The sequence below is a fragment of the Sphingomonas sp. genome, from assembly GCF_026460985.1.
Classification (GTDB): Bacteria; Pseudomonadota; Alphaproteobacteria; order Sphingomonadales; family Sphingomonadaceae; genus Sphingomonas.
In genome coordinates this window covers 102,117-122,081 of record NZ_JAPKNM010000001.1, presented here as the reverse complement: position 1 = coordinate 122,081, position 19,965 = coordinate 102,117, and the positions used below count along the sequence as shown (strand labels likewise).

The following is a 19,965-nucleotide window of genomic DNA, read 5'->3' as shown; positions in this document are numbered from 1 at the left end:
GCAGTTGGAATGACCAGATACAAAGCGGGCCTGCTCGTCCTCGCCTGCCTCGTCCTCGGCGGACTGGCGCTGATGGGCTACAGCTTTGCCGAGGCGCGCCGTGATCCCGTCGTCCGCACCGCGGCCATCGCGCTTCCCGATTGGCCTGCCGGCGCGCCGTCGATCCGTGCCGTGCTGATCAGCGATGTGCATATCGGCACCGCCGCGATGGACGGTGCGCGGCTGACACGCATCGTCGACCAGATCAACGCGCTCCATCCGGACATCGTGCTGATCGCCGGCGATTTCATCTTCGGCCACGAGCCCGGCAGCGCGTCGCGGCTCGGCGAGGCGATGGTCGCGCCTTTGTCGCGGCTGCGCGCACCGCTCGGCGTGGTCGCGGCGCTCGGCAATCACGATCATTGGACCGGAGTGGAGGCGGTGCGCGACGAGCTCCGTCGCGCGGGGGCGACCGTCGTCGCCGACAATGCGGCGATCGCGCGGGGCCCGCTGGCGCTCGGCGTGGCGGGGGACGATTTCACCGGCCGCGCCGATCTTCCCGCCACCGTCGCCGCGATGCGCCGGTTCGCGGGTGCGCGCGTGATCCTGACGCATTCCCCCGACATCGCGCCGAACCTTCCCGGCGACGTCTCGCTGCTCCTTGCGGGGCACACCCATTGCGGGCAGGTGGTGCTGCCCCTGCTCGGCCCGATCTCCGAAGTGTCGCGCTTCGGTGCGCGCTATCGTTGCGGCGTCCGGCGCGAGGGCGGCCGGACCGTCGTGGTCACCGCCGGGCTCGGCACCAGCGGCGGCCCCTTCCGCCTGGGCGCGCCGCCCGATCTCTGGCTGCTGACGCTCGGGCCCGCGCCGCGATAGCGATGCCATGAATTTGCGGTTAGGTTCGCGCCGCCGGAGCATGTCCGGCCTTGGGAAAGGGGTTTCGCTCACAATGAAGTTCACGCTTTCGGCCGCCGCCGCGCTCGCTTGCCTCGCGCCGGCCGCATTCGCCCAGACCGCGCCCGCGCCCGCGCCCGCGCCTGCGCCTGCCGCCGCCCCGGCCGCGGCGAAGTTCAACCTCGATACGCCGATCGAGGGGCTGGTCGCCGATGCCCAGGCCAAGGCGGTGCTCGACGCCGATCTGCCGGGCGTTTCCACCCACCCGTCCTACGACATGTTCAAGGGCATGAGCCTGCGCGCGGTGCAGCCCATGTCGGGCGGCAAGCTCACCGACGAGATGCTCAAGAAGGTCGAGACCGACCTCGCCGCGATCAAGTAAAGCAGGAACAAACTCCCCTCTCCCGTCGGGAGAGGGTTGCGCAGACTTGGGTCCGCTTCTTCAGCGGGCCCTAGTCGGAGCTGGGTGAGGGGATCGCGCTAACGATGGCGGGAAACCCTCACCCAGCTCCCACAGGAAGAGGAAAGAGGATCCGCTCAGCCCTTGCGGCTGGCCTCGAACAGGAACCAGGCGCGCTCCTCGGCCTGGTCGGTCCAGTCGTCGACGATACCCGAAGTGGCGTTGTCGCCCGCATCCTCGGCCGCCTGCTTCACCGCGCGGAAGCTCTCGACCAGCTTGAGATTGTCGTCGCGCAGCTCGGCGAGCATGTCGCCGGGCGCGACGAAATCGGCGTCATTGTCCTTCACCGTCTGGCGGCGCGCGATGTCGCCCACCGAGCGGATCGTGACGTTGCCGGTCTTGCGCACGCGCTCGGCGATCGCGTCGGTCACGCCGTAGATCTGCGTCGCCTGGTCGTCGAGCAGCAGGTGATAGTCGCGGAAATGCGGGCCCGAGACGTGCCAGTGGAAGTTCTTGGTCTTGAAATAGAGCGCGAAGCAATCGGCGAGCGCGCTGTTCAGCGCATCGGCCACGCTCTTGGTGTCGTTGCGGTTGAGGTCGGTGGGCGTCAGGAGCGCCGCCTTGGTGTCTGCCATCATGTCCTCCGGGAAACGATACGTGAGCCCAACGAAGTGCATATAGGGCGGGCTCCGCGCGCTGCCATGGGTATTTTCGATGAGAGCGAGCGGCGGCGGCGATCAGCGGCTGGCAAGCCGGGCGCGTCGCGGATAAGCATCCGGAGTCGTCACGGTGCGACCGTGGAAAGGAATCCGATGCTCCGATCGCTCGCAGCCGCGGCCATGCTCGCCGCCCTGTCGCCGTCCGCCGCGCATGCCCAGGCCGCGCCCTCCACGGTCGCCGCGCCCGATCCCGCGCGGCTTGCCGTGGCGAAGATACTGATCGAGCGGTTCATGCCCGCCGATCGGCGCGACGCGATGGTCGAGCAGATGGTGCGGCCGATGATGGACAATGCCCGCGAGGCGATGTTCAGCGGCGCGCTGTTCGATTCGATTCGGGCCGACGATCCGAAGCTGCGGGCGACGATCGACGATTTCATGAAACAGGAATTCGAGCATTCGCTCGCCAGGATGAAGGCCGCGATGCCGGCGCTGGCCGACGCCATGGCGCGCGCTTATGCGCGGCGCTTCACGCTCGAGCAGCTGCAGGCGATCAGCGCGTTCTACGATACGCCGGCAGGGCGCGCCTTTGCCGAGCAGGCGCCGACTCTGATGTCCGATCCCGACATATTGGCCGTGCAGCGCACGATGATGACCGAGGCGATGGCGGGGATGGAGCAGCGCATCGCCGGGTTCAGCGCCAAGATGGTCGAGAGCAGGAAGGCCAAGTAGTTGCGGAGGCGTCCGCCAACGCCTTCTTGACTTTTGCGCCGAACTCGCGCATCCGCCGCGGCCTGACAGCGGTGCGCCCGTGCGCGCCGCTCTTTCTTTTCGCACGATTCAAGGGTTTCGGGTCATGGCCAAGCCGACCACTGTCAAGATCAAGCTCGTCAGCACGGCGGACACGGGTTTCTTCTACGTCACGAAGAAGAATCCGCGCACCCAGACCGAGAAGTTCTCCTTCCGCAAATATGATCCCGTCGCGCGCAAGCACGTCGAGTTCAAGGAAGCCAAGATCAAGTAAGCGCCCTGGGGGCCGCCCTGGCCCCCATCCGGAGCCGCACGCGGTTTCGGCGATCGGTGCGCGAGGGCGGCATTGCCCCTTTCCCTCGCCGCGCCATGGGCCTAAGACCCCGGCATCCCCGGGGGAGCGCCGAACCGCGCTTGAGAGGAGGGCAGGAGCCCTCGACCCGCTGAACCTGATCCGGCTGACACCGGCGTAGGGAGGGAGCGGTGGCCCATCCGGAAACCGTCTTCTCCCGCGAGACATGGAGAAGACTCAATGGCCGACCTCCCAGCACGCACCGAAATCGGCGTAACCACCGGCCCGATCCGCGGTTCGCGGAAAATCCATGTCGGCCCGCTCGGCGTCGCGATGCGCGAGATCCAGCTCGAGCCCGGCAGCGGCGAGGCTCCGGTCCGCGTCTACGACACCTCGGGCCCCTATACCGATCCGAACGCGCGCATCGACATCAAGGCCGGCCTGCCGTCGCTCCGCCGCGACTGGATCCTCGGCCGCGGCGATGTCGAGCAGGTCGCCGCGCGTGAGGTCCGTCCCGAGGATAATGGCCAGCTCGGCCCGGATCGCTCGGGTGGCGTCGAGCCCTTCCCCAATGTCGTCAAGCGCCCGCTGCGCGCCAGGCCGGGCGCGAACGTCAGCCAGATGCACTATGCGCGGAAGGGCATCATCACCCCCGAGATGGAATATGTGGCCACCCGCGAGAATCTCGGCCGCGAGCGGCTGGCCGAGTACATCCGCGACGGCGAGGATTTCGGCGCCTCGATCCCCGATTATGTGACGCCGGAGTTCGTCCGCGACGAAGTGGCGCGGGGCCGCGCGATCATCCCAAACAATATCAACCACCCCGAATCGGAGCCGATGGCGATCGGCCGCAACTTCCTGGTCAAGATCAACGCCAATATCGGCAACAGCGCGGTCGCCTCGAACGTCGCCGCCGAGGTCGACAAGATGGTCTGGTCGATCCGCTGGGGCGCGGACACGGTGATGGACCTCTCGACGGGGCGCAACATCCACGACACGCGCGAATGGATCCTCCGCAACTCCCCCGTGCCGATCGGCACGGTGCCGATCTACCAGGCGCTCGAGAAGGTCGGCGGCGTGGCCGAGGATCTGACCTGGGAGATCTTCCGCGACACGCTGATCGAGCAGGCCGAGCAGGGCGTCGACTATTTCACCATCCATGCCGGCGTCCGCCTGCCCTATATCCCGATGACCGCCAAGCGCGTCACCGGCATCGTCAGCCGCGGCGGCTCGATCATGGCCAAATGGTGCCTCGCACATCACCGCGAATCGTTCCTCTACGAGCGCTTCGACGAGATCACCGAGATCATGAAGGCGTACGACATCGCCTATTCATTGGGCGACGGCTTGCGCCCCGGCAGCATCGCCGATGCGAACGACGAGGCCCAGTTCGCCGAGCTCTACACGCTGGGCGAGCTGACGAAGCGCGCCTGGGCTGAGGACGTCCAGGTGATGATCGAAGGCCCCGGCCATGTGCCGATGCACAAGATCAAGGCCAACATGGACAAGCAGCTCGAGGCCTGCGGCGAGGCGCCCTTCTACACATTGGGGCCGCTCACCACCGACATCGCGCCGGGCTACGACCATATCACCAGCGGCATCGGCGCCGCGATGATCGGCTGGTACGGCACTGCGATGCTTTGCTACGTCACGCCCAAGGAGCATCTCGGGCTGCCGGATCGCGACGACGTCAAGGTCGGCGTGGTCACCTACAAGCTCGCCGCCCATGCCGCCGACCTCGCCAAGGGGCATCCGGCGGCCAAGGTCCGCGACGACGCGCTGTCCCGTGCAAGGTTCGAGTTCCGCTGGCGCGACCAGTTCAACCTCTCGCTCGATCCCGACACCGCCGAGCAATATCACGACCAGACCTTGCCGGCGGAGGGCGCCAAGACCGCGCATTTCTGCTCGATGTGCGGCCCCAAATTCTGCTCGATGAAGATCACCCAGGAGGTGCGGGACTTCGCGGCGAAGCAGAACCAGTCGGCGGACACCTTCCTCGCCGCGCAAAATCCTCCCCGGAACGGGGAGGGGGACCAGCCGCAGGCTGGTGGAGGGGGCTCACCGCTGGACGAGGCGTCCGCAGAGGAAGGCATGGCCGCGATGAGCAGGGTCTTCAAGGAAACCGGCAGCGAGCTCTACATGGGCTCGGGCGGGCGGGAGCACGACTGAGCGATCAACTCGGGGCGTACTGCGGCGGATATTTGGTCCGTCCAGGTACGCCCCTCTAGAGCTTCCATCCACACCCTTCTGCGATCGGCGAAACGGCCTTCTCTATCCCTTTGAGGTTAAAAACAGCCGTGACCGGACTTTCATTGTAAGGCGTAGTCTGGAGAACCAAGCGATCAACCTTCGCCATTTTTTGGATGAGGGCAACCGGTGAACTTGGCGCGAACGTCGCCTCGCTATCTGTCGAGATACCCCAGCGCTCTGTTCGCGCTTCTTGGCTGCCGATGCGGATGGTTATTTTCTTCCATTCCTCATAAACATCACCACTGTCGTCACCCAGATAATCGTTCCAATTGACGTACAACTCAGTTCGATTCGATTGGCACCGGATGGTGAGCGAGACGGATTCATGCATTGATGAGGCCCCCTCGTCTGCCAGCAATGTGGCGCGACGGGTCTTGCTGTCGTCGACAGGATTCACATCCTCGCTTGTTACCCAATTGGTCCCCTCCGCGCTCTCGCTGGCCGGTGTTTCGCTAGTTGTTGGACTTTCCTTGGGCGTTGCTACGGCCTTGTAGCAACGGTTCATCATTTTGGTAAAATCCGGGCTTCCTGCGAATGTCACGCTGACACCGTCGTAGAAAAAGGGGTCAAATCCGGTGTAGGCTCCCATACGATTTTTCGCGTTGACCGCTCCCCTGAAGACTTGGGTGTCTCCGGAGCATTGTGCGACGTCGCGGAATTGGGCCGATTCCGCGTCTATTAACTCATGCTTGACAGCCTCTTCAACCTCGCTTTGGCATCCTGCCAAGACAATAAAAAGCGGAAGCGGCACCCATGCCATTAGGAAGGTTTTCATGAACATCCCCCCGGAGTCGCGAATATTGAGATATAGTGCCTATTTAGGGATGTGTAGCAATATTCTCCCTATATGTCGGTGAGTTCATGGGTGTTCCCGAGTTCAATCGTACTCCCATGAACCATAGGTTCAACGCGTGAGCGATTAGGCCAAGGGCGCCTCCGCATGGCCCAGCGTCCTACTCTCTGCCCGTTTATGTTGTGTGATCGAGGCGACCTTGTTGGCTGTCCTTCAGGCGGTCGCATGTGGACGGCCAATCAGAACTGGCCCGATTGACCGCCCGCCCGCACTTCTGAAACATGTCCGTAACGACATAGGGGAGGGATGATGGTGCGGTTGCTCGGAGCGTTGGTGCTCATGCTTTGCGGTCTCGGCGGCGCGGCGCAAGCCCAGCCCGCTCCCGGCACCAAGCTCTGGGAGTTCCGCACCGGCGGTCCGATCTGGGGCTCGCTCGCCGAGGATCGGGGCACGCTCTATTTCGGCAGCGATGATCGTCATCTCTATGCGCTCGACCGCGCCACGCGCCGGCCGCGTTGGAAGTTCGCGACCGGCGGCGGCGTCCGCGCGCGCCCGGCGATCGCCGGCGATCTCGTCTATGCGGCGAGCGACGACGGCTTTCTCTACGCGGTCGACCGCGCTTCGGGCCGCGAGCGCTGGCGCTTCGATCTCAAGGCGCGCGATCTGGCGCGGCGGCCGCCCTCGCCCGACAATCCCTATTTCGATTACCTCCAATCCTCGCCGCTGGTGCACGAGGGGCAGGTCTTCATCGGCTCGCTGAACGGCGCGCTGTTCGTCGTCGACGCCGCCACCGGCAAGCTCGCCTGGAGCGTCGGCACGCTCGACGCGGTCCGCAGCACGCCCGTGATCGCGGGCGGTCGCGTCTATTTCGGCAGCTGGGACGACCATCTCTATGCGGTCGACCTCGCGACCCGCAAGATCGCCTGGCGCGCCGATACCGGCGGCATCGTCCAGTCGACCCCGGCGATCGGCGCGGGACGCGTGGTCGTCGGCAGCCGCAGCGCGCGCCTGATCGCCTATGACGCGGCCACCGGCGCCGAGGCGTGGCGCCACGATTATCCGGACGGCTCCTGGGTCGAAAGCTCGGCCGTCCATGCCGGCGGCTTCTTCTATGTCGGCAGCTCGGACTCGCTCAAGGTCTCCGCCTTCGCCGCCGACAGCGGCCGCGAGGCGTGGCAGTTCAAGACCGGCGGCTGGACCTGGGCCATGCCCCGGCTGGCGAACGGCACGCTCTATGTCGGCGCGATCAGCGCGGCGCCTTATTATTTCGAGGGCGTGACCCTGCGCCCGGGCTTCTTCGCTTTGGATGCAGCCACCGGCCGCGAGAAATGGCGGTTCGCGCCGGGGCCGGTGGAGGGCTACGTCACCGGCGGCGTGATGGGCTCGCCGGAGATCGTCGACGGCGTGGTCTATGTGGGCGCGCTCGACGGGCGGGTTTATGCGTTGAAGGAGTGAGGGGTGGGGGCGGGCGCAGGGGTTTATCCACAGGGCGTTCACAGGAACAAAACAGGACTTTACTACTCTTGACTCACAACTAAAAATATGACTCCGCTTGCGAGTCGCGAATAGGCGCTCTATATAATATCTGACCCTGCCCGATCTGAAACCTCGCGCTCTGCGCGGGGTCTACTGTAGGATCAGGTGGGGTCACTTCTTTTTTGCCGCCGCTTTCTTGGTCCGTTCAGGATCAACCTTCGCATTGAATGGTACGAACAGCCAATGTCGGTATGGGTGCTCGAAGCGCATTTGAGGGCCCTCGGTCGCGGCCGTACTAACCCCAACATTGAAGTTTGGGTATAGAGTGAAAATTCGGTCTTTGATGGCTTTGTAAACCCTCTCCTTTGCTCTTGCTCGCTTACTTCGCCGCTTTGCTGGAGGAATCGGTTTAGTATGCTTCTCGTTCAAGCGAGATTGGATTCCGCCTAAAATTACGTCCAGCGCTTGCAGCACGTTGTGCTTCTTAGAATCGACATCTGTGATGTCCTCATAAGAAATGCTGAACCCGGCGCGGCTCCATTTTGGAAATGTCGACAAACTCGACATATATTCTTTGAATTGGTGGAATTTTTCTGCGTTGGCCGGAACATCATCTAAAAGTAACGTGGCAGATGCTGTAAATCCGTGTGGAACGGAGTGCTGCAATCCAAACGCGTGCTTTATGAATTGATAGTATAAAAGGAAATAATCGTTGCCTATTTGGTATTCATCCAAAATAGGCTGATTCCTGTTTTGAGTGAACATGATTCTGATCTTCATGTCACCGCGTGCAATAATGTCAAATGTGGCATTTACAAAGGAAATATATTTCTCAGCGTAGGGCTCAGTAATTCGTTCCCATTTCATCTCGCCTTCGAATATATTCAAGTCATCCTTAACGGCTTGAAGCTCGGTGTGCAGCTTTTGCTGCTTGGAAGCCTCGATAAGTGCTCCGCCATAGAAATTGGAGTAGAAGCGACCCTTGTCGTCGGATTCGTCGCAGAAAATGATGTAACGCTTATGCGGCATACGAAAAACTTGCCGAACAAGCAGGCATAGTCAAACCTTACCTAGAGTACCGACAGCTCAACACCTCCAACGCCTGCGTATCCCCGCCGCCTGTCACCCGATACACCAGCCGATGCTCGCCGCTGATCCGGCGTGACCACCATCCGGCCAGATTCTGTCGCAGCGGCTCCGGCTTGCCTGTGCCGCGGAACGGGTCGCGCAGGCATTCGCCGATCAGCAGGTTAATGCGCTCCAGCACCTTGGCGTCCTCGCGCGACCAGGCGACATAGTCGCGCCACGCATCGCGCGCGAAGACGATCTTCACGGCTGGATCAGCTCATGCTCCTCGCCGAGCCCGGCATCGAGTCCCTTGATGCCGTCGAGCAGGCGCTTCGCGTTGGCGGGCGACGAGAGCAGGTGCATGGTCTCCTGCATCCCCTCCCATTCGCTCTGCGAAACCAGCACCACGCCCTCGCCCTTGGGACGCACGATCTGCACCGGCGCCTTGTCGGCGACGACGCGGTCCAGCACGGCCTTCAGATTGGCGCGGGTCTCGGATACGCTCAGCGTCTGCATGTCAACAATGTACAACCTTATGTACAAAATTCAAGCGAGCCGCCCATGACCTACGCCGCCCACGCCACGCCGCCTTTCTACCACGGCACCCGCGCCGATCTTCGCCCGGGGGACCTGATCGCGCCCGGCTTCGCCTCGAACTACGGCCAGCGGAACCAGGCGTCCTGGGCCTATTTCTCCGGCACGCTCGACGCGGCGATCTGGGGCGCCGAGCTGGCGCAGGGGGAGGGCAGGGAACGCATCTACATCGTCGAGCCCAGCGGCGCGTTCGTCGACGATCCCAATCTCACCGACCAGAAATTCCCCGGCAACCCGACCCAATCCTATCGCTCGCAGGCGCCGCTGCGCGTCCTGGGCGAAGTCGCCGAGTGGCAGGGCCATTCCCCCGAGCAGCTCCGGCACATGAAGGACCATCTCGCGCGCCTCAAGGAGCAGGGCGTCGAGGCGATCGACTGATGCCCCATCTCGCCCACGTTGCCCTGGTCGTCCGCGACTATGACGAAGCGCTCGCCTTCTACATCGGCAAGCTCGGCTTCGTGGCTGTAGAGGACACGTACCAGCCCGAGCAGGACAAGCGCTGGGTCACCATCCGCCCGCCCGGCGCGCCCGCGAGCGCCACCACGATCCTCCTCGCCCGCGCCGCCACGCCCGAACAGGCGCGCTTCGTCGGCGATCAGGCGGGCGGGCGCGTCTTCCTGTTCCTCGCCACCGACGATTTCGATCGCGACTTCGCCGCATACGCCGCGGCCGGAATCCGCTTCGTCCGCGCGCCCGCCGTCCATGATTACGGCAAGGTCGCCGTGTTCGAGGATCTCTACGGCAATCGCTGGGATCTGGTGCAGTTCGCCGACGGCCGCTGAGCAGCGCCGCCGCCGGCACGCGCGCGTCAGCCCTTGATGGTCACCATCGCGACGGGCTTCTCCTTGGTCGATGCATTGGCGGCGATCGTCTTGACCTTCTCCGCCTTGGGCTTGCGAATCTCGCGGTTCGATTTCTTCTGGCTCTTGGCCATCGCCTGTCCTTCGGGGGCGAAAGGCCCCGCCGCACCCTAGACCCATCGGCGCCGCACGCGCGCATCAATTCGGCCGGCCAGGCGTTCCGCCCCCATGATCCGCAAGCTCGCGGGCGAATATCGCCTCTATTCCCGGAAAAAGGACCCGGACACCGGCAAGCGCCGCAACCTCGGCACCTTCGACACCAGGGCCGCCGCGCAGAAGCACGAGCGCGAGGTCCAGTATTTCAAGCGCCATTGAGGCGCGCGGAACTTATCGGGAACGAAATCCTTCCAATGTAGGATTTGATCTGCTCCATCCTGTTAGATGCAAACCGAGTCCAACCCGCCCGCCCAGGCCCCGGAGCGCCCCGCGCCCGCGGCCTCCCGGAGCCTCCCGCCCCAGGCCGCCGCGCCGCCCCGCGCGCAATGGACCCCCGCCAAGCAGCGGATCTTCCTCGCCGCCCTGCTCGAGACCGGCAGCGTCGCGCGCGCGGCGTGGGCGGCGGGCATGTCGCGATCGAGCGCGCACCGGTTGCGCCGGCGCCTCGCCGGCACGCCGTTCGATCGCAGCTGGGATCAGGTGCTCGCGCTCCATGCCCGGCGGATGGCCGATCCCTTCGGGCGCGACGCGCGCGACGCCACCCGTGTCGCGCCGCAGTCGCCCCGGTGACGCGCGATTGCGTCTTTCCGACGCGCGCACGGCGCGTGTCCGTGGCGCAGGTGTCGCGATGAGGGCGCGCAGGTGTCGCGCCGGTGGCGTGCCTATGTCGCCCGCATGTCGCGCCGGTGGCGTGTCAGGGTGGCGCGGGTGTCGCTTCGCCGGCGCAATGCCGTCGCCTCGTCGGCGCTTCCGCCGTTTCACCGCACAACCGAGTCAACTTGGTCACCCGCCGGCCGGGAAGCGGCGTCGCCGCTCAGCGTTTCCGCACGAACTCGGCGCGCAGCACCAGGCCCTTGATGCCTTCGTACTTGCAGTCGATCTCCTGCGGATCGCCGGTCAGCCGGATCGACTTGATCAGCGTGCCGCGCTTGAGCGTCTGCCCCGCGCCCTTGACGGTCAGGTCCTTGATCAGCGTCACCTGGTCGCCGTCGGCGAGCAAATTGCCCACCGAGTCGCGCACTTCCACGGTCTCAGCCGTACCTGCCTTGGCTGCCGCCTCGGCCGCGCTGATCCATTCGCCGCTCGCTTCGTCATAGACGAAGCTGTCCTCTTCTTCTCCAGCCATGCACGCGCCTTAGCGGCACGATCAGGCGCGCGCCACCGTCCCGTGTGGGAGCGCCCCGGCCGCGACGCGATCCGCGCGCTGCCACGCCTTCTCGTGGAAGAAGAAGGCGACCGCGTTGATGCACGGCTCGATCAGCGCGATCCCGCCGGCGAGGCTCACCGATCCGGTGAAGGCATAGGCCACGGTGAAGCCCACGGTCAGGTGGATCGAGAGATAGGTCAGCGTCTTGATCAGGTCGCGGGGCATGGCTCGGCTCGCATCCAAAGCGGGGCTTGCCGAGATATTGTGCGTTTCCCTCGATCGCCAACGCGTCGTACTGGCCTCACTGATCGACGCGCTCGATCAGGGCGCGGCTTACTGCACCGGGAAACCGCGCCGCTTGAACAGCGCCTTCACGTCGGGATCGCGCCCGCGGAATACCCTGTAGGCCTGCTTGCGGTCGGTCTCGTTGCCGGTCATCAGCAGGATCGTGCGGAACCGGTCGGCGGTCGCCTTGTCCCAGACATTGCCGGTCTCCTCGAACGCCGCCCAGGTGTCGGCGTCCATCGTCTCGGACCAGAGATAGGAATAATAGCCCGCCGAATAGGCATCGCTCGAGAAGAGGTGATTGAACTGCGGCAGCCGGTGCCGCATCACGATCTCCCGCGGCATGCCGATGCTCGCCAGCGTCTCGCGCTCGAACGCGTCCGGATCGGTCACCGGCTCGGTGCGGTCGTGCAGCTTCATGTCGACGATCGCCGAGGAGAGATATTCGACCGTGTCGAAGCCCTGGTTGAAGGTTTCGGCCTTCTCGATCTTGGCGACCAGCGCGGGCGGGATCGGCGCGCCGGTCTTGTAATGCTTGGCGTAGAGGTTGAGCACCTCCGGCGTGAGCAGCCAGTTCTCGTTCACCTGGCTCGGATATTCGACGAAGTCGCGCGGGGTGCCGGCGAGCCCGGGATAGAAGACGTTGCCGAGCAGGCTGTGCAGCGCATGGCCGAACTCGTGGAACAGGGTGGTCGCATCGTCGACGCTGATCAGCGTCGGCTCGCCCGCCGCGCCCTTGGTGAAGTTGTTGTTGTTGGAGGCGAGCACGATGTCCGTGCCGCGCAGTCCCGAGCGGCTGCGATAGCTCGTCGCCCAGGCGCCCGATCGCTTTCCGGCGCGCGCGAAATTGTCGAGATAGAAGATGCCCACCTCGGCGCCCGTCTTGCGGCTGGTCACCAGGAAGGTGCGCACGTCCGGTTGGAAGACCGGAATGCTCCCCGTATTCTCCTTGAAGTCGAGATCGTAGAGCCGGCCCGCGGCATGGAAGGCCGCCTGCACGATCTGGTCGAGCTGGAGGTACGGCTTCACTTCATTCTCGTCGAGGTCGTACTTCGCCTTGCGCACCTTCTCGGCATAGAAGCGATAGTCCCAGGGCTCGATCGTGATCTTCGCGCCTTCCTTGTTCGCCAGCGCCTGCATGTCGGCGACTTCCTCGCGCACCCGCGCCACCGCGGCGGGCCACACCGCCATCATCAGCTTCGACGCATTCTCGGGCGTCTCGGCCATGGTGTCGTCCATCCGGTACCAGGCGTGGTTCTTGAACCCGAGCAGCCTGGCGCGCTCTTGCCGCAGCTTGAGGATCTCGGCGATCGTCGCGTTGGTGTCGTTGGCGTCGCCATTGTCGCCGCGGTTGACGAAGGCCTTGTAGACCTTCTCCCGGAGCGCCCGGTTGGTCGAATACATCAGGAAGGGCTGGACCGAGGAGCGCGTGTTCTTGATCGCCCATTTGCCGGCCTGGCCCCGCGCCTTGGCCTCTTCGGCAAGGCTCGCCTTGAAGCTGTCGGCCAGGCCCGCGAGGTCGGCCTCGCTGTCGAGCAGGATCGCGGTCTCCTCGTCGGCGAGCACCTTGCGGCTGAACTCGGTATAGGCGGTGGCGAGCGCCTGGTTGATCCGCTTGACCTCGGCCTTGCCGGCCTCGTCGAGCAAGGCGCCCGACGTGACGTAATCGCGATAGGTCCGCTCGAGCAGCCGCAGCTGCTGGGGGTTGAGCCCCGCCTTGGCGCGGGCGTCGTAGATCGCCTTCACTCGCGCGAACATCTTGGGATCGAGGCTCATCTCGGTGAAGAAGGCCGAGAGCCTGGGGCTCCATTCCTTGGCGATCGCCTGGACCTCGGGCGTGGCGAGGTTGCTCTGGTAGACGCCCCAGACCGCGAACAGCCGCTCCATCTCCTCGCCCGAGCGCTGATCGGCCTGGATCGTGTTCTCGAAGGTCGGCGCGGCGGGATTGTCGCGGATCCTGGCCATCTCGGCGCGGGCATTGGCCATGGCGCGCTCGAAGGCGGGCGGGAACATCGCCGGCGCCACCTTGTCCCACTGCGGCACCCCTTCGTGCGGCCCCGGCCATTTGGCGAGGAGCGGCGTGGGATCGGGCGCGGCAGCGGGCGCGGGCGAAGTCTGGGTCTGGGGCATTGTGGATCCCAAGGCAGGGGTAAGGGCGACGAACGCCGTGGATGCGATCAACGCGAGCCGAAGCGAAAGGGTCATGAACAGGGTCCCCCGAAGTGCTTTAGAATGCCGGCACACTAGGGGCGAAGCGGCGCAACGCAAGCGTTCCGCCTTGCGGATTGACTCTGCCGCAATATGGAACAGAATAGGAACATTCCCGTTCCCGAGTCGTGAGTAGCCGCTGCCCGCCTATGGCCGATCCCGCCGTCCTTGCCCAGCTTCGCGAGCAATTGCGCGCAGTGGAGACCAAGGGTTTCCGCCGCCGCCCGGCTTTGCCCTTCGGCATCGGGGCGATCGATTCGCGGCTCGCCGATGGCGGGTTGCGGCTCGACGCGCTGCACGAAGTCGCGGGCGGGACGAGCGACATGGCGGACGATTGCGCGGCCACGCTCTTCCTCGCCGGGCTCGCCGCGCGGGCCTGGGGGCCGGTGCTGTGGGTGGTGCGGCGGCGCGACCTGTTCGCGCCCGGGCTGGCGCAGGTCGGGCTCGATCACAAAAGGCTGATCTATGCCGAGGCGCGCGACGATGCGGAGCTGCTCGCGGTGATGGAGGAGGGGCTCCGGCATCGCGGGCTCGGCGCGGTGATCGGCGAGGTCAGGCGCGCCGACATGACCGCGAGCCGCCGGCTCCAGCTGGCGGCCGAGGGCGGGCGGACGATCGCCTTGCTGCTGCGCCGCCATGCGCGCGAGGGGAGCGATCCGCTGGCCGCGCCCTCGGCGGCGGTGACGCGGTGGCGCGTCGGCTGCGCACCCTCGACGCCGCTGCCGGTGGCGGGCGTGGGGCGTGCGCGCTGGCAATTGGCGCTGGTGCGCCAGAAGGGCGGCGAGCCCTTCCAGATGCAAGTGGAGGCATGCGATGCAACGGGTCGCTGCGCTCTTCCTGCCGATGTGGCCGATCGAAAGGCTGCGGCGGGCGGAGCGGCACGCCGCGCCGCCTGAGCCGCGCGAACTTGCGGCTGCCGGGCCGAGCCCGGCCGGCTCGGTGCCGCGCGGCGGCGGCTGGCGCCCCGGCGCCCGCTGGGCACGCGAGGACCAGCTCGGTCATGTTGCCACGCTCCCGGCGCATCGCCGATCGGCGATGCACGACGAGGCAGCGGAGCATCCGATCCGCGCGATGCCGCCTGATGAGAACGGGCCGCCAAGCCGCATACATTCCTCCCCCGGAGGGGGAGGGGGACCGCGAAGCGGTGGAGGGGTAGTTTCCGCGAGCGATGCCCTCTCGCCTCCTGCCTATCGCCCGCCGCACCTACCCCTCCACCATGCTTCGCATGGTCCCCCTCCCCCTCCGGGGGAGGATCGACAGCCCCTCGTCACCAGCATCCGCGAAGGCAACCGTGTCGTCATCGCCGCCGCCGACCCCGCCGCGCGTGCGCTGGGGCTGGTGCCCGGCATGGCGCTCGCCCAGGCGCGCGCGCAGGTCGCCGGGCTCGACATCCGTCCTGCCGATCCCGAGGGTGACCGCGCGCATCTGGCCGGCCTCGTGGTCGCGCTGGCGCGCCGCTGGACCCCGACGGTGGCGATCGAAGGCGAGGACACTTTGTTCCTCGACCTGACCGGCGTCGCGCACCTCCACGGCGGCGAAGCGGCGATGGCGGCGCGGCTGCGGCGCATGCTCGCACGGCTGGGCTATTCCGCCCGGATCGCGATCGCCGACACCCCCGGCGCCGCCTGGGCGCTCGCGCATTTCCGTCACCCCGGCGAAAGCCGGGGCCCAGAGTTACAAGCGATATCGTTCTTGGCTCTGGGTCCCGGCTTTCGCCGGGATGACGGGATTTTGTGCCCACCAGGCCGCCACGCCGAAGCCCTTGCCCCGCTCCCCATCGAGGCGCTGCGCATCGATGCCGCCGCGGTCGAACTGCTCCACCGGCTCGGCGTCACCCGGATCGGCCAGCTGGCCGCGATGCCGCGCGCGCCTCTGGTCCGCCGCTTCGGCGCGACGCTCGCCGGCCAGCTCGAGCGCGCATTGGGCTGGCTGCCCGAGCCGCTGCACCCCGTCGTCCCGCCCGAGCCGATCGCGATCCCGCAGCGCTTCGCCGAGCCGATCGGTACCGCCGAGGCGATCGAGCATTGGCTGGGCACCCTCGTTCCGCGCCTCACCGCCGCGCTCGCCGAAAAGGGGCTGGGCGCGAGCCGAGTCGAATTGGTCGCCGATCGGGTCGACGGCGTGCCGCAGCACATCCGCATCGGGCTGGCCCGCCCCAGCCGCGATGGCGCGCATCTGCTGCGCCTGCTCGTCCGCCGCATCGAGCAGATCGAGCCGGGCTACGGCATCGACGCGCTGACGCTCCATGTCCGCCGCGCGCTGCCGCTCGGCGCCGAACCCTTCACCGAACGGCTCGACGAAGAGGCCACGCCCGATCTCGCGCCCTTGGTCGACACGCTCGCCACGCGCATCGGCCTGGGCGCGATGTGGCGTAGCCGGCCGGTGGAGAGCGACGTGCCCGAGCGATCGGTCGCGGCGATGGGGGTGCTCGACGCGCCCGAGCGCGGCGGGGCGCGCGCGAAGATCGACGATGTCGGCCAGCTCGACCGCAACCCCGCGCTCCACCCCTGGCACCCCGAATGGCCCAAGCCGGCGCGGCTGCTCCGCCGGCCCGAGCGGCTCGATCATGTCCTCGCCGAGCTGCCCGACCATGCGCCGCGCCGCTTCACCTGGCGCGGCTGCCCGCACCGCGTCGTCCGCGCCGACGGGCCGGAGCGCATCCATGGCGAATGGTGGAAGCGCGCGGCGGAAAGCGCGCAGGTGCGCGACTATTTCCGCGTCGAGGACGAGCAGGGCCGCCGCTACTGGCTGTTCCGCAAGGGCGATGGCGAGCGCAGCGTCACCGGCGATCTCAGCTGGTATCTCCACGGGGTGTTCGGATGAGCTGGTCCGAACTCCAGGCCACGACGCATTTCTCGTTCCTCCGCGGCGCCTCCTCGGCCGAGGAATTGTTCGCCACCGCCGCGCTGATGGGCATGCCTGCCCTGGGCGTGACCGACCGCAATTCGGTGGGCGGGCTGGTGCGCGCATTGGTCGCGGCCGAGGCGACCGGGGTGCGGCTGGTGGCGGGGTGCCGGCTCGACCTGGTCGACGGCACGTCGCTGCTCGTCTGGCCCGAGGACCGCCCGGCATGGAGCCGGCTCACGCGGCTGCTCACGCTCGGCAAGGGCCGCGCCGATGCGCAGAAGGGCGAGAAGGGCAGATGCTTCCTCCATTGGGAGGACGTCGCGGACCATGCCGAGGGGCTGGTCGGCGCGTTGGTGCCGGGGATGGCCGATATCGGTGATCCGCTGTCGCTGCGCTGGATGGCGGACCTGTTCGGCGCGCGCGGTCATGTCGCCCTCACCCAGCATCGCCGCCCGGGCGACGCGATGCGGCTGCACCGGCTGGCGCAGGCCGCCGGACATTATGGCCTGACTCCGCTCGCCACCGGCGACACGCTCTACCACCATCCCGACAAGCGCATGCTCCAGGACGTGATGACCGCGATCCGCAACAAGTGCACGATCGACGAACTCGGCTTCCGCCGCGAACGCAGCGCCGATCGGCACCTCAAGTCCCCCGAGGACATGGCGCGCCGCTTCCGCGACTATCCCCAGGCGCTGGCCGCGGCGGAGGCGATCGTCGAGCGCTGCACCTTCAGCCTGCGCGAGCTGGGCGCGCTCTATCGCTATCCCGACGAAGTGGTGATGACCGGGCGCACCCCGCAGGCGGCGCTGGACAAGCTCGCGCGGCAGGCGCTCGCCGCCAAATTCCCCCAGGGCGCGCCGCCCGATTACGCCGAACAGCTCGACAAGGAGCTCGAGCTCGTCGAGCGGCTCGGCTATGCGCCCTATTTCCTGACGGTCAATTCGATCGTCCAGTTCGCCCGCGCGCAGAAGATCCTCTGCCAGGGGCGCGGCAGCGCGGCCAATTCGCTGATCTGCTACCTGCTCGGCGTCACTTCGATCGATCCGATCGTGCACGAATTGCTGTTCGAGCGCTTCATCTCGGGCGCGCGCGGCGAGCCGCCCGACATCGACGTGGATTTCGAGCATGAGCGCCGCGAGGAAGTGATCCAGTGGATCTACGAGACCTATGGCGAGCGCCATGCCGCGATGACCGCCGTGGTCAGCCGCTTCCGCTCGCGTGGCGCGCTGCGCGAGGTCGGCAAGGTGCTGGGGCTGCCCGAGGACCTGACCGCGGCGCTGTCGAGCCAGGTCTGGGGCTGGTCGAACGATGTGGATGACGGGCACGCCGATGCGCTCAACCTCGATCGTGCGGATCCGCGCCTCGCGCTGACGCTCCAGCTGGCGCGCGAGCTGATCGGCACGCCGCGGCATCTCTCGCAGCATCCGGGGGGCTTCGTGCTCGCCCAGCACCGCGTCGACGAGATCGTGCCGATCGAGCCCGCCGCGATGATCGACCGGCGCGTGATCGAATGGGAGAAGGACGATCTCGAGACGCTGGGGCTGATGAAGGTCGACGTGCTCGGGCTCGGCATGCTCGGCTGCATGCGCCGCGCCTTCGATCTGCTCGCCGAGCACAAGGATGTGCAGCTGACGCTCGCTTCGGACGAGCTCCAGCAGGACGACGCGCCGACCTTCGCGATGATCCAGCAGGCTGATACGCTCGGCGTGTTCCAGATCGAGAGCCGCGCGCAGATGTCGATGCTGCCGCGATTGAAGCCGAAGGGATTCTACGATCTCGTCATCCAGGTCGCGATCGTGCGCCCGGGGCCGATCCAGGGCGACATGGTGCACCCCTATCTCCGCCGCCGCCAGGGCAAGGAGAAGCCGGAATATCCCAAGCCCGAGCTCCGCGCGGTGCTCCAGAAGACCTTCGGCGTCCCCTTGTTCCAGGAACAGGCGATGAAGGTCGCGATCGAAGGCGCGGGCTTCACGCCCGAAGAAGCGGATGCGTTGCGCCGCTCGATGGCGACCTTCAAGTCGACCGGCGGCGTCACCCATTTCCACGACAAGATGGTCGAGGGCATGGTCGCCAACGGGTACCAGCGCGACTTCGCCGAGCGGACCTTCAAGCAGATCGAGGGCTTCGGGAGCTACGGCTTCCCCGAGAGCCACGCCGCGAGCTTCGCCAAGATCGCCTATGCCTCGTCCTGGATGAAGTGCCACCATCCGGATATCTTCTGCACGGCCTTGCTCAATGCGCAGCCGATGGGGTTCTACGCGCCCGCGCAGATCGTCCGCGATGCGCGCGCGCACGGCGTCGAGGCACGGCCGGTGTGCATCAATGACAGCGATTGGGACACGCGGATGGTGCCCGCGGGCGCCCATGCGCGGGCGCGGCACCAGGGCTTTTGCGGGACCGACGCGGATTGGGCGGGCCTGCAGCCGATCCGGCTCGGCATGCGGATCGTGCAGGGGCTGGCCCAGGCCGATGCGCAGGCATTGCTGGACGCCCGCGCCGCGCGGCCCTTCGTCTCGATCGAGGATGTCTGGCGGCGCTCGGGCGTGAAGCCGGCGGCGCTCGAGCGGCTGGCGCGCGCCGATGCGTTCCAGGCGCTGGGGCTCAATCGGCGCCAGGCGCTCTGGGCGATCAAGGGGCTGAGCCAGAAGCCGCTCGACCTGTTCGGCGCCGCCGATGCGCGCGCGCGGGTGACCGTGCCGGAGAGCGTCGAGCCGGCGGTCGCCTTGCTGCCGCTCACCGCGGGGCGCGAAGTGGTCGAGGATTATCGCGCGACCCAGCTCAGCCTGCGCGCGCATCCGGTGACCTTCCTGCGCGACCGGCTGGCGGCGCGGCGGATCGCCCGGTGCGCGGACCTGCTGGCGATGAAGGACGGCGCGCGGGCGGAAGTGGCCGGGCTGATCCTCGTCCGCCAGCGGCCGGGCAGCGCCGCGGGGGTGGTGTTCGTCACGCTCGAGGACGAGACCGGCATCGCCAATGCCGTGCTCTGGGCCGATCGGTTCGAGGCGAACCGGCGCGTCGTCATGTCGGCGACGATGCTGGCGATCCGGGGCAAGGTGCAGAAGGAAGGCATCGTGATCCACCTCGTTGCCGAGACGATCACCGATCTGACGCCCTGGCTGCGCGAAGTCGGCGAGCTCGATCTGCCGCGGACGAGCATGCCCGGCGACGGCGCGACGCATGGCGGGACGATCGACCCGCGCGAGCCGATGAAGCTCCCCCGCCAGCGGCCGGCCGACAGCTGGCCGCCGCGCCGCAGCCTAAAGGCGCCGGACCTGATCCCGGTCCGCTCGCGCGATTTTCATTGAGG

Annotated in this window: 22 protein-coding genes and 1 riboswitch; of the genes, 13 read left to right on the top strand and 9 right to left on the bottom strand. The window is 66.8% G+C overall.

The window, feature by feature from the left end; translation table 11 throughout:
• Nucleotides 1–9 precede the first annotated feature (9 nt).
• Both MT490_RS00590 and MT490_RS00585 read left to right on the top strand, forming a co-directional pair.
• A complete protein-coding gene (locus MT490_RS00590; RefSeq protein WP_297383298.1) occupies nucleotides 10–855 on the top strand; it encodes a metallophosphoesterase in 846 nt (281 codons plus the stop codon).
• A gap of 73 nt (nucleotides 856–928) precedes the next feature.
• On the top strand, nucleotides 929–1,255 hold the full coding sequence (locus MT490_RS00585; RefSeq protein WP_297383296.1) for a hypothetical protein: 327 nt from the start codon (nucleotides 929–931) through the stop codon (nucleotides 1,253–1,255).
• A gap of 155 nt (nucleotides 1,256–1,410) precedes the next feature.
• On the opposite strand, the gene MT490_RS00580 is transcribed toward MT490_RS00585, so the two are convergent.
• A complete protein-coding gene (locus tag MT490_RS00580) occupies nucleotides 1,411–1,908 on the bottom strand; it encodes a DNA starvation/stationary phase protection protein (protein WP_297383294.1) in 498 nt (165 codons plus the stop codon).
• A 177-nt stretch (nucleotides 1,909–2,085) separates the two neighbouring features.
• On the opposite strand from MT490_RS00580, the gene MT490_RS00575 reads away from it, so the two are divergent.
• From MT490_RS00575 to thiC, 3 genes are all read left to right on the top strand, one after another.
• Nucleotides 2,086–2,661 carry a DUF2059 domain-containing protein gene (locus MT490_RS00575; RefSeq protein ID WP_297383291.1) on the top strand — a complete coding sequence of 192 codons (576 nt, stop codon included), beginning with the start codon at nucleotides 2,086–2,088 and terminating at the stop codon, nucleotides 2,659–2,661.
• A gap of 124 nt (nucleotides 2,662–2,785) precedes the next feature.
• A complete protein-coding gene (rpmG, locus tag MT490_RS00570; RefSeq protein WP_135987089.1) occupies nucleotides 2,786–2,953 on the top strand; it encodes a 50S ribosomal protein L33 in 168 nt (55 codons plus the stop codon).
• Between the two features lie 115 nt (nucleotides 2,954–3,068).
• A riboswitch (TPP riboswitch) is annotated at nucleotides 3,069–3,159 on the top strand.
• A gap of 52 nt (nucleotides 3,160–3,211) precedes the next feature.
• Nucleotides 3,212–5,140, top strand: coding sequence for a phosphomethylpyrimidine synthase ThiC (gene thiC / locus MT490_RS00565; protein WP_297383287.1), 1,929 nt, complete (start codon nucleotides 3,212–3,214; stop codon nucleotides 5,138–5,140).
• Nucleotides 5,141–5,195: 55 nt separating this feature from the next.
• Here the strand turns inward: thiC and MT490_RS00560 are convergent, their stop codons facing one another.
• Nucleotides 5,196–5,996 carry a type VI secretion system-associated protein TagO gene (locus MT490_RS00560; RefSeq protein ID WP_297383285.1) on the bottom strand — a complete coding sequence of 267 codons (801 nt, stop codon included), beginning with the start codon at nucleotides 5,994–5,996 and terminating at the stop codon, nucleotides 5,196–5,198.
• Between the two features lie 327 nt (nucleotides 5,997–6,323).
• Here MT490_RS00560 and MT490_RS00555 point away from each other — a divergent pair, with 327 nt between their 5' ends.
• Entirely contained in the window at nucleotides 6,324–7,469 is a 1,146-nt protein-coding gene (locus MT490_RS00555; protein WP_297383283.1) for a PQQ-binding-like beta-propeller repeat protein, read from the top strand.
• A 192-nt stretch (nucleotides 7,470–7,661) separates the two neighbouring features.
• Here MT490_RS00555 and MT490_RS00550 read toward each other — a convergent pair whose 3' ends face one another.
• Genes MT490_RS00550 through MT490_RS00540 form a run of 3 tightly spaced genes read right to left on the bottom strand, consistent with a single transcriptional unit; the run spans nucleotide 7,662 to nucleotide 9,074 of the window.
• On the bottom strand, nucleotides 7,662–8,519 hold the full coding sequence (locus MT490_RS00550) for a DUF3800 domain-containing protein (protein WP_297383281.1): 858 nt from the start codon (nucleotides 8,517–8,519) through the stop codon (nucleotides 7,662–7,664).
• A 37-nt stretch (nucleotides 8,520–8,556) separates the two neighbouring features.
• On the bottom strand, nucleotides 8,557–8,823 hold the full coding sequence (locus tag MT490_RS00545; RefSeq protein ID WP_297383279.1) for a Txe/YoeB family addiction module toxin: 267 nt from the start codon (nucleotides 8,821–8,823) through the stop codon (nucleotides 8,557–8,559).
• Nucleotides 8,820–9,074, bottom strand: a complete 255-nt coding sequence (locus MT490_RS00540) for a type II toxin-antitoxin system prevent-host-death family antitoxin (RefSeq protein ID WP_297383277.1) — start codon at nucleotides 9,072–9,074, stop codon at nucleotides 8,820–8,822. Before MT490_RS00540 ends, MT490_RS00545 begins: the two co-directional genes overlap by 4 nt.
• A gap of 45 nt (nucleotides 9,075–9,119) precedes the next feature.
• Between MT490_RS00540 and arr the strand changes: the two genes are divergently transcribed.
• Both arr and MT490_RS00530 read left to right on the top strand, forming a co-directional pair.
• A complete protein-coding gene (gene arr / locus MT490_RS00535; protein WP_297383275.1) occupies nucleotides 9,120–9,530 on the top strand; it encodes an NAD(+)--rifampin ADP-ribosyltransferase in 411 nt (136 codons plus the stop codon).
• Nucleotides 9,527–9,934 carry a VOC family protein gene (locus MT490_RS00530; RefSeq protein ID WP_363321719.1) on the top strand — a complete coding sequence of 136 codons (408 nt, stop codon included), beginning with the start codon at nucleotides 9,527–9,529 and terminating at the stop codon, nucleotides 9,932–9,934. Before arr ends, MT490_RS00530 begins: the two co-directional genes overlap by 4 nt.
• Before the next feature lie 26 nt (nucleotides 9,935–9,960).
• Here MT490_RS00530 and MT490_RS00525 read toward each other — a convergent pair whose 3' ends face one another.
• The gene (locus tag MT490_RS00525) at nucleotides 9,961–10,086 is read right to left on the bottom strand and encodes a hypothetical protein (RefSeq protein WP_297383271.1); all 126 of its coding nucleotides are present in this window, start codon (nucleotides 10,084–10,086) and stop codon (nucleotides 9,961–9,963) included.
• Between the two features lie 94 nt (nucleotides 10,087–10,180).
• Between MT490_RS00525 and MT490_RS00520 the strand changes: the two genes are divergently transcribed.
• Nucleotides 10,181–10,327, top strand: coding sequence for a hypothetical protein (locus MT490_RS00520; RefSeq protein WP_297383270.1), 147 nt, complete (start codon nucleotides 10,181–10,183; stop codon nucleotides 10,325–10,327).
• 66 nt (nucleotides 10,328–10,393) lie between these two features.
• Complete coding sequence (locus tag MT490_RS00515; RefSeq protein WP_297383269.1) at nucleotides 10,394–10,738, top strand: LysR family transcriptional regulator; 345 nt, start codon at nucleotides 10,394–10,396, stop codon at nucleotides 10,736–10,738.
• A gap of 244 nt (nucleotides 10,739–10,982) precedes the next feature.
• On the opposite strand, the gene MT490_RS00510 is transcribed toward MT490_RS00515, so the two are convergent.
• The 3 genes from MT490_RS00510 to MT490_RS00500 all read right to left on the bottom strand — a co-directional run bounded on the left by MT490_RS00510 (nucleotide 10,983) and on the right by MT490_RS00500 (nucleotide 13,730).
• Complete coding sequence (locus MT490_RS00510) at nucleotides 10,983–11,294, bottom strand: alkylphosphonate utilization protein (RefSeq protein WP_297383268.1); 312 nt, start codon at nucleotides 11,292–11,294, stop codon at nucleotides 10,983–10,985.
• Between the two features lie 21 nt (nucleotides 11,295–11,315).
• Entirely contained in the window at nucleotides 11,316–11,540 is a 225-nt protein-coding gene (locus MT490_RS00505) for a DUF2061 domain-containing protein (RefSeq protein WP_297383267.1), read from the bottom strand.
• Between the two features lie 108 nt (nucleotides 11,541–11,648).
• Entirely contained in the window at nucleotides 11,649–13,730 is a 2,082-nt protein-coding gene (locus tag MT490_RS00500; protein ID WP_297383265.1) for a M3 family metallopeptidase, read from the bottom strand.
• Nucleotides 13,731–13,957: 227 nt separating this feature from the next.
• On the opposite strand from MT490_RS00500, the gene MT490_RS00495 reads away from it, so the two are divergent.
• The 3 genes from MT490_RS00495 (at nucleotide 13,958) to MT490_RS00485 (ending at nucleotide 19,963) form a co-directional block, all read left to right on the top strand.
• On the top strand, nucleotides 13,958–14,704 hold the full coding sequence (locus MT490_RS00495; protein ID WP_297383263.1) for a protein ImuA: 747 nt from the start codon (nucleotides 13,958–13,960) through the stop codon (nucleotides 14,702–14,704).
• 379 nt (nucleotides 14,705–15,083) lie between these two features.
• Nucleotides 15,084–16,631: a DNA polymerase Y family protein gene (locus MT490_RS00490; protein WP_363321718.1), complete on the top strand. Its 1,548-nt coding sequence runs from the start codon at nucleotides 15,084–15,086 to the stop codon at nucleotides 16,629–16,631.
• Complete coding sequence (locus MT490_RS00485) at nucleotides 16,628–19,963, top strand: error-prone DNA polymerase (RefSeq protein WP_297383261.1); 3,336 nt, start codon at nucleotides 16,628–16,630, stop codon at nucleotides 19,961–19,963. Before MT490_RS00490 ends, MT490_RS00485 begins: the two co-directional genes overlap by 4 nt.
• The last annotated feature ends 2 nt before the right edge of the window (nucleotides 19,964–19,965 follow it).

Excerpts from the sequence above, each read along its gene's own strand:
- rpmG (WP_135987089.1), top strand. The coding sequence starts at position 2,786 with ATGGCCAAGCCGACCACTGTCAAGATCAAGCTCGTCAGCACGGCGGAC.
- MT490_RS00575 (WP_297383291.1), top strand. The coding sequence starts at position 2,086 with ATGCTCCGATCGCTCGCAGCCGCGGCCATGCTCGCCGCCCTGTCGCCG.
- MT490_RS00540 (WP_297383277.1), bottom strand. The coding sequence starts at position 9,074 with ATGCAGACGCTGAGCGTATCCGAGACCCGCGCCAATCTGAAGGCCGTG.
- MT490_RS00495 (WP_297383263.1), top strand. The coding sequence starts at position 13,958 with ATGGCCGATCCCGCCGTCCTTGCCCAGCTTCGCGAGCAATTGCGCGCA.
- MT490_RS00515 (WP_297383269.1), top strand. The coding sequence starts at position 10,394 with ATGCAAACCGAGTCCAACCCGCCCGCCCAGGCCCCGGAGCGCCCCGCG.
- MT490_RS00590 (WP_297383298.1), top strand. The coding sequence starts at position 10 with ATGACCAGATACAAAGCGGGCCTGCTCGTCCTCGCCTGCCTCGTCCTC.
- MT490_RS00580 (WP_297383294.1), bottom strand. The coding sequence starts at position 1,908 with ATGGCAGACACCAAGGCGGCGCTCCTGACGCCCACCGACCTCAACCGC.
- MT490_RS00555 (WP_297383283.1), top strand. The coding sequence starts at position 6,324 with ATGGTGCGGTTGCTCGGAGCGTTGGTGCTCATGCTTTGCGGTCTCGGC.
- MT490_RS00585 (WP_297383296.1), top strand. The coding sequence starts at position 929 with ATGAAGTTCACGCTTTCGGCCGCCGCCGCGCTCGCTTGCCTCGCGCCG.
- MT490_RS00550 (WP_297383281.1), bottom strand. The coding sequence starts at position 8,519 with ATGCCGCATAAGCGTTACATCATTTTCTGCGACGAATCCGACGACAAG.
- MT490_RS00510 (WP_297383268.1), bottom strand. The coding sequence starts at position 11,294 with ATGGCTGGAGAAGAAGAGGACAGCTTCGTCTATGACGAAGCGAGCGGC.
- arr (WP_297383275.1), top strand. The coding sequence starts at position 9,120 with ATGACCTACGCCGCCCACGCCACGCCGCCTTTCTACCACGGCACCCGC.
- thiC (WP_297383287.1), top strand. The coding sequence starts at position 3,212 with ATGGCCGACCTCCCAGCACGCACCGAAATCGGCGTAACCACCGGCCCG.
- MT490_RS00560 (WP_297383285.1), bottom strand. The coding sequence starts at position 5,996 with ATGAAAACCTTCCTAATGGCATGGGTGCCGCTTCCGCTTTTTATTGTC.
- MT490_RS00500 (WP_297383265.1), bottom strand. The coding sequence starts at position 13,730 with ATGCCCCAGACCCAGACTTCGCCCGCGCCCGCTGCCGCGCCCGATCCC.
- MT490_RS00525 (WP_297383271.1), bottom strand. The coding sequence starts at position 10,086 with ATGGCCAAGAGCCAGAAGAAATCGAACCGCGAGATTCGCAAGCCCAAG.
- MT490_RS00485 (WP_297383261.1), top strand. The coding sequence starts at position 16,628 with ATGAGCTGGTCCGAACTCCAGGCCACGACGCATTTCTCGTTCCTCCGC.
- MT490_RS00505 (WP_297383267.1), bottom strand. The coding sequence starts at position 11,540 with ATGCCCCGCGACCTGATCAAGACGCTGACCTATCTCTCGATCCACCTG.
- MT490_RS00520 (WP_297383270.1), top strand. The coding sequence starts at position 10,181 with ATGATCCGCAAGCTCGCGGGCGAATATCGCCTCTATTCCCGGAAAAAG.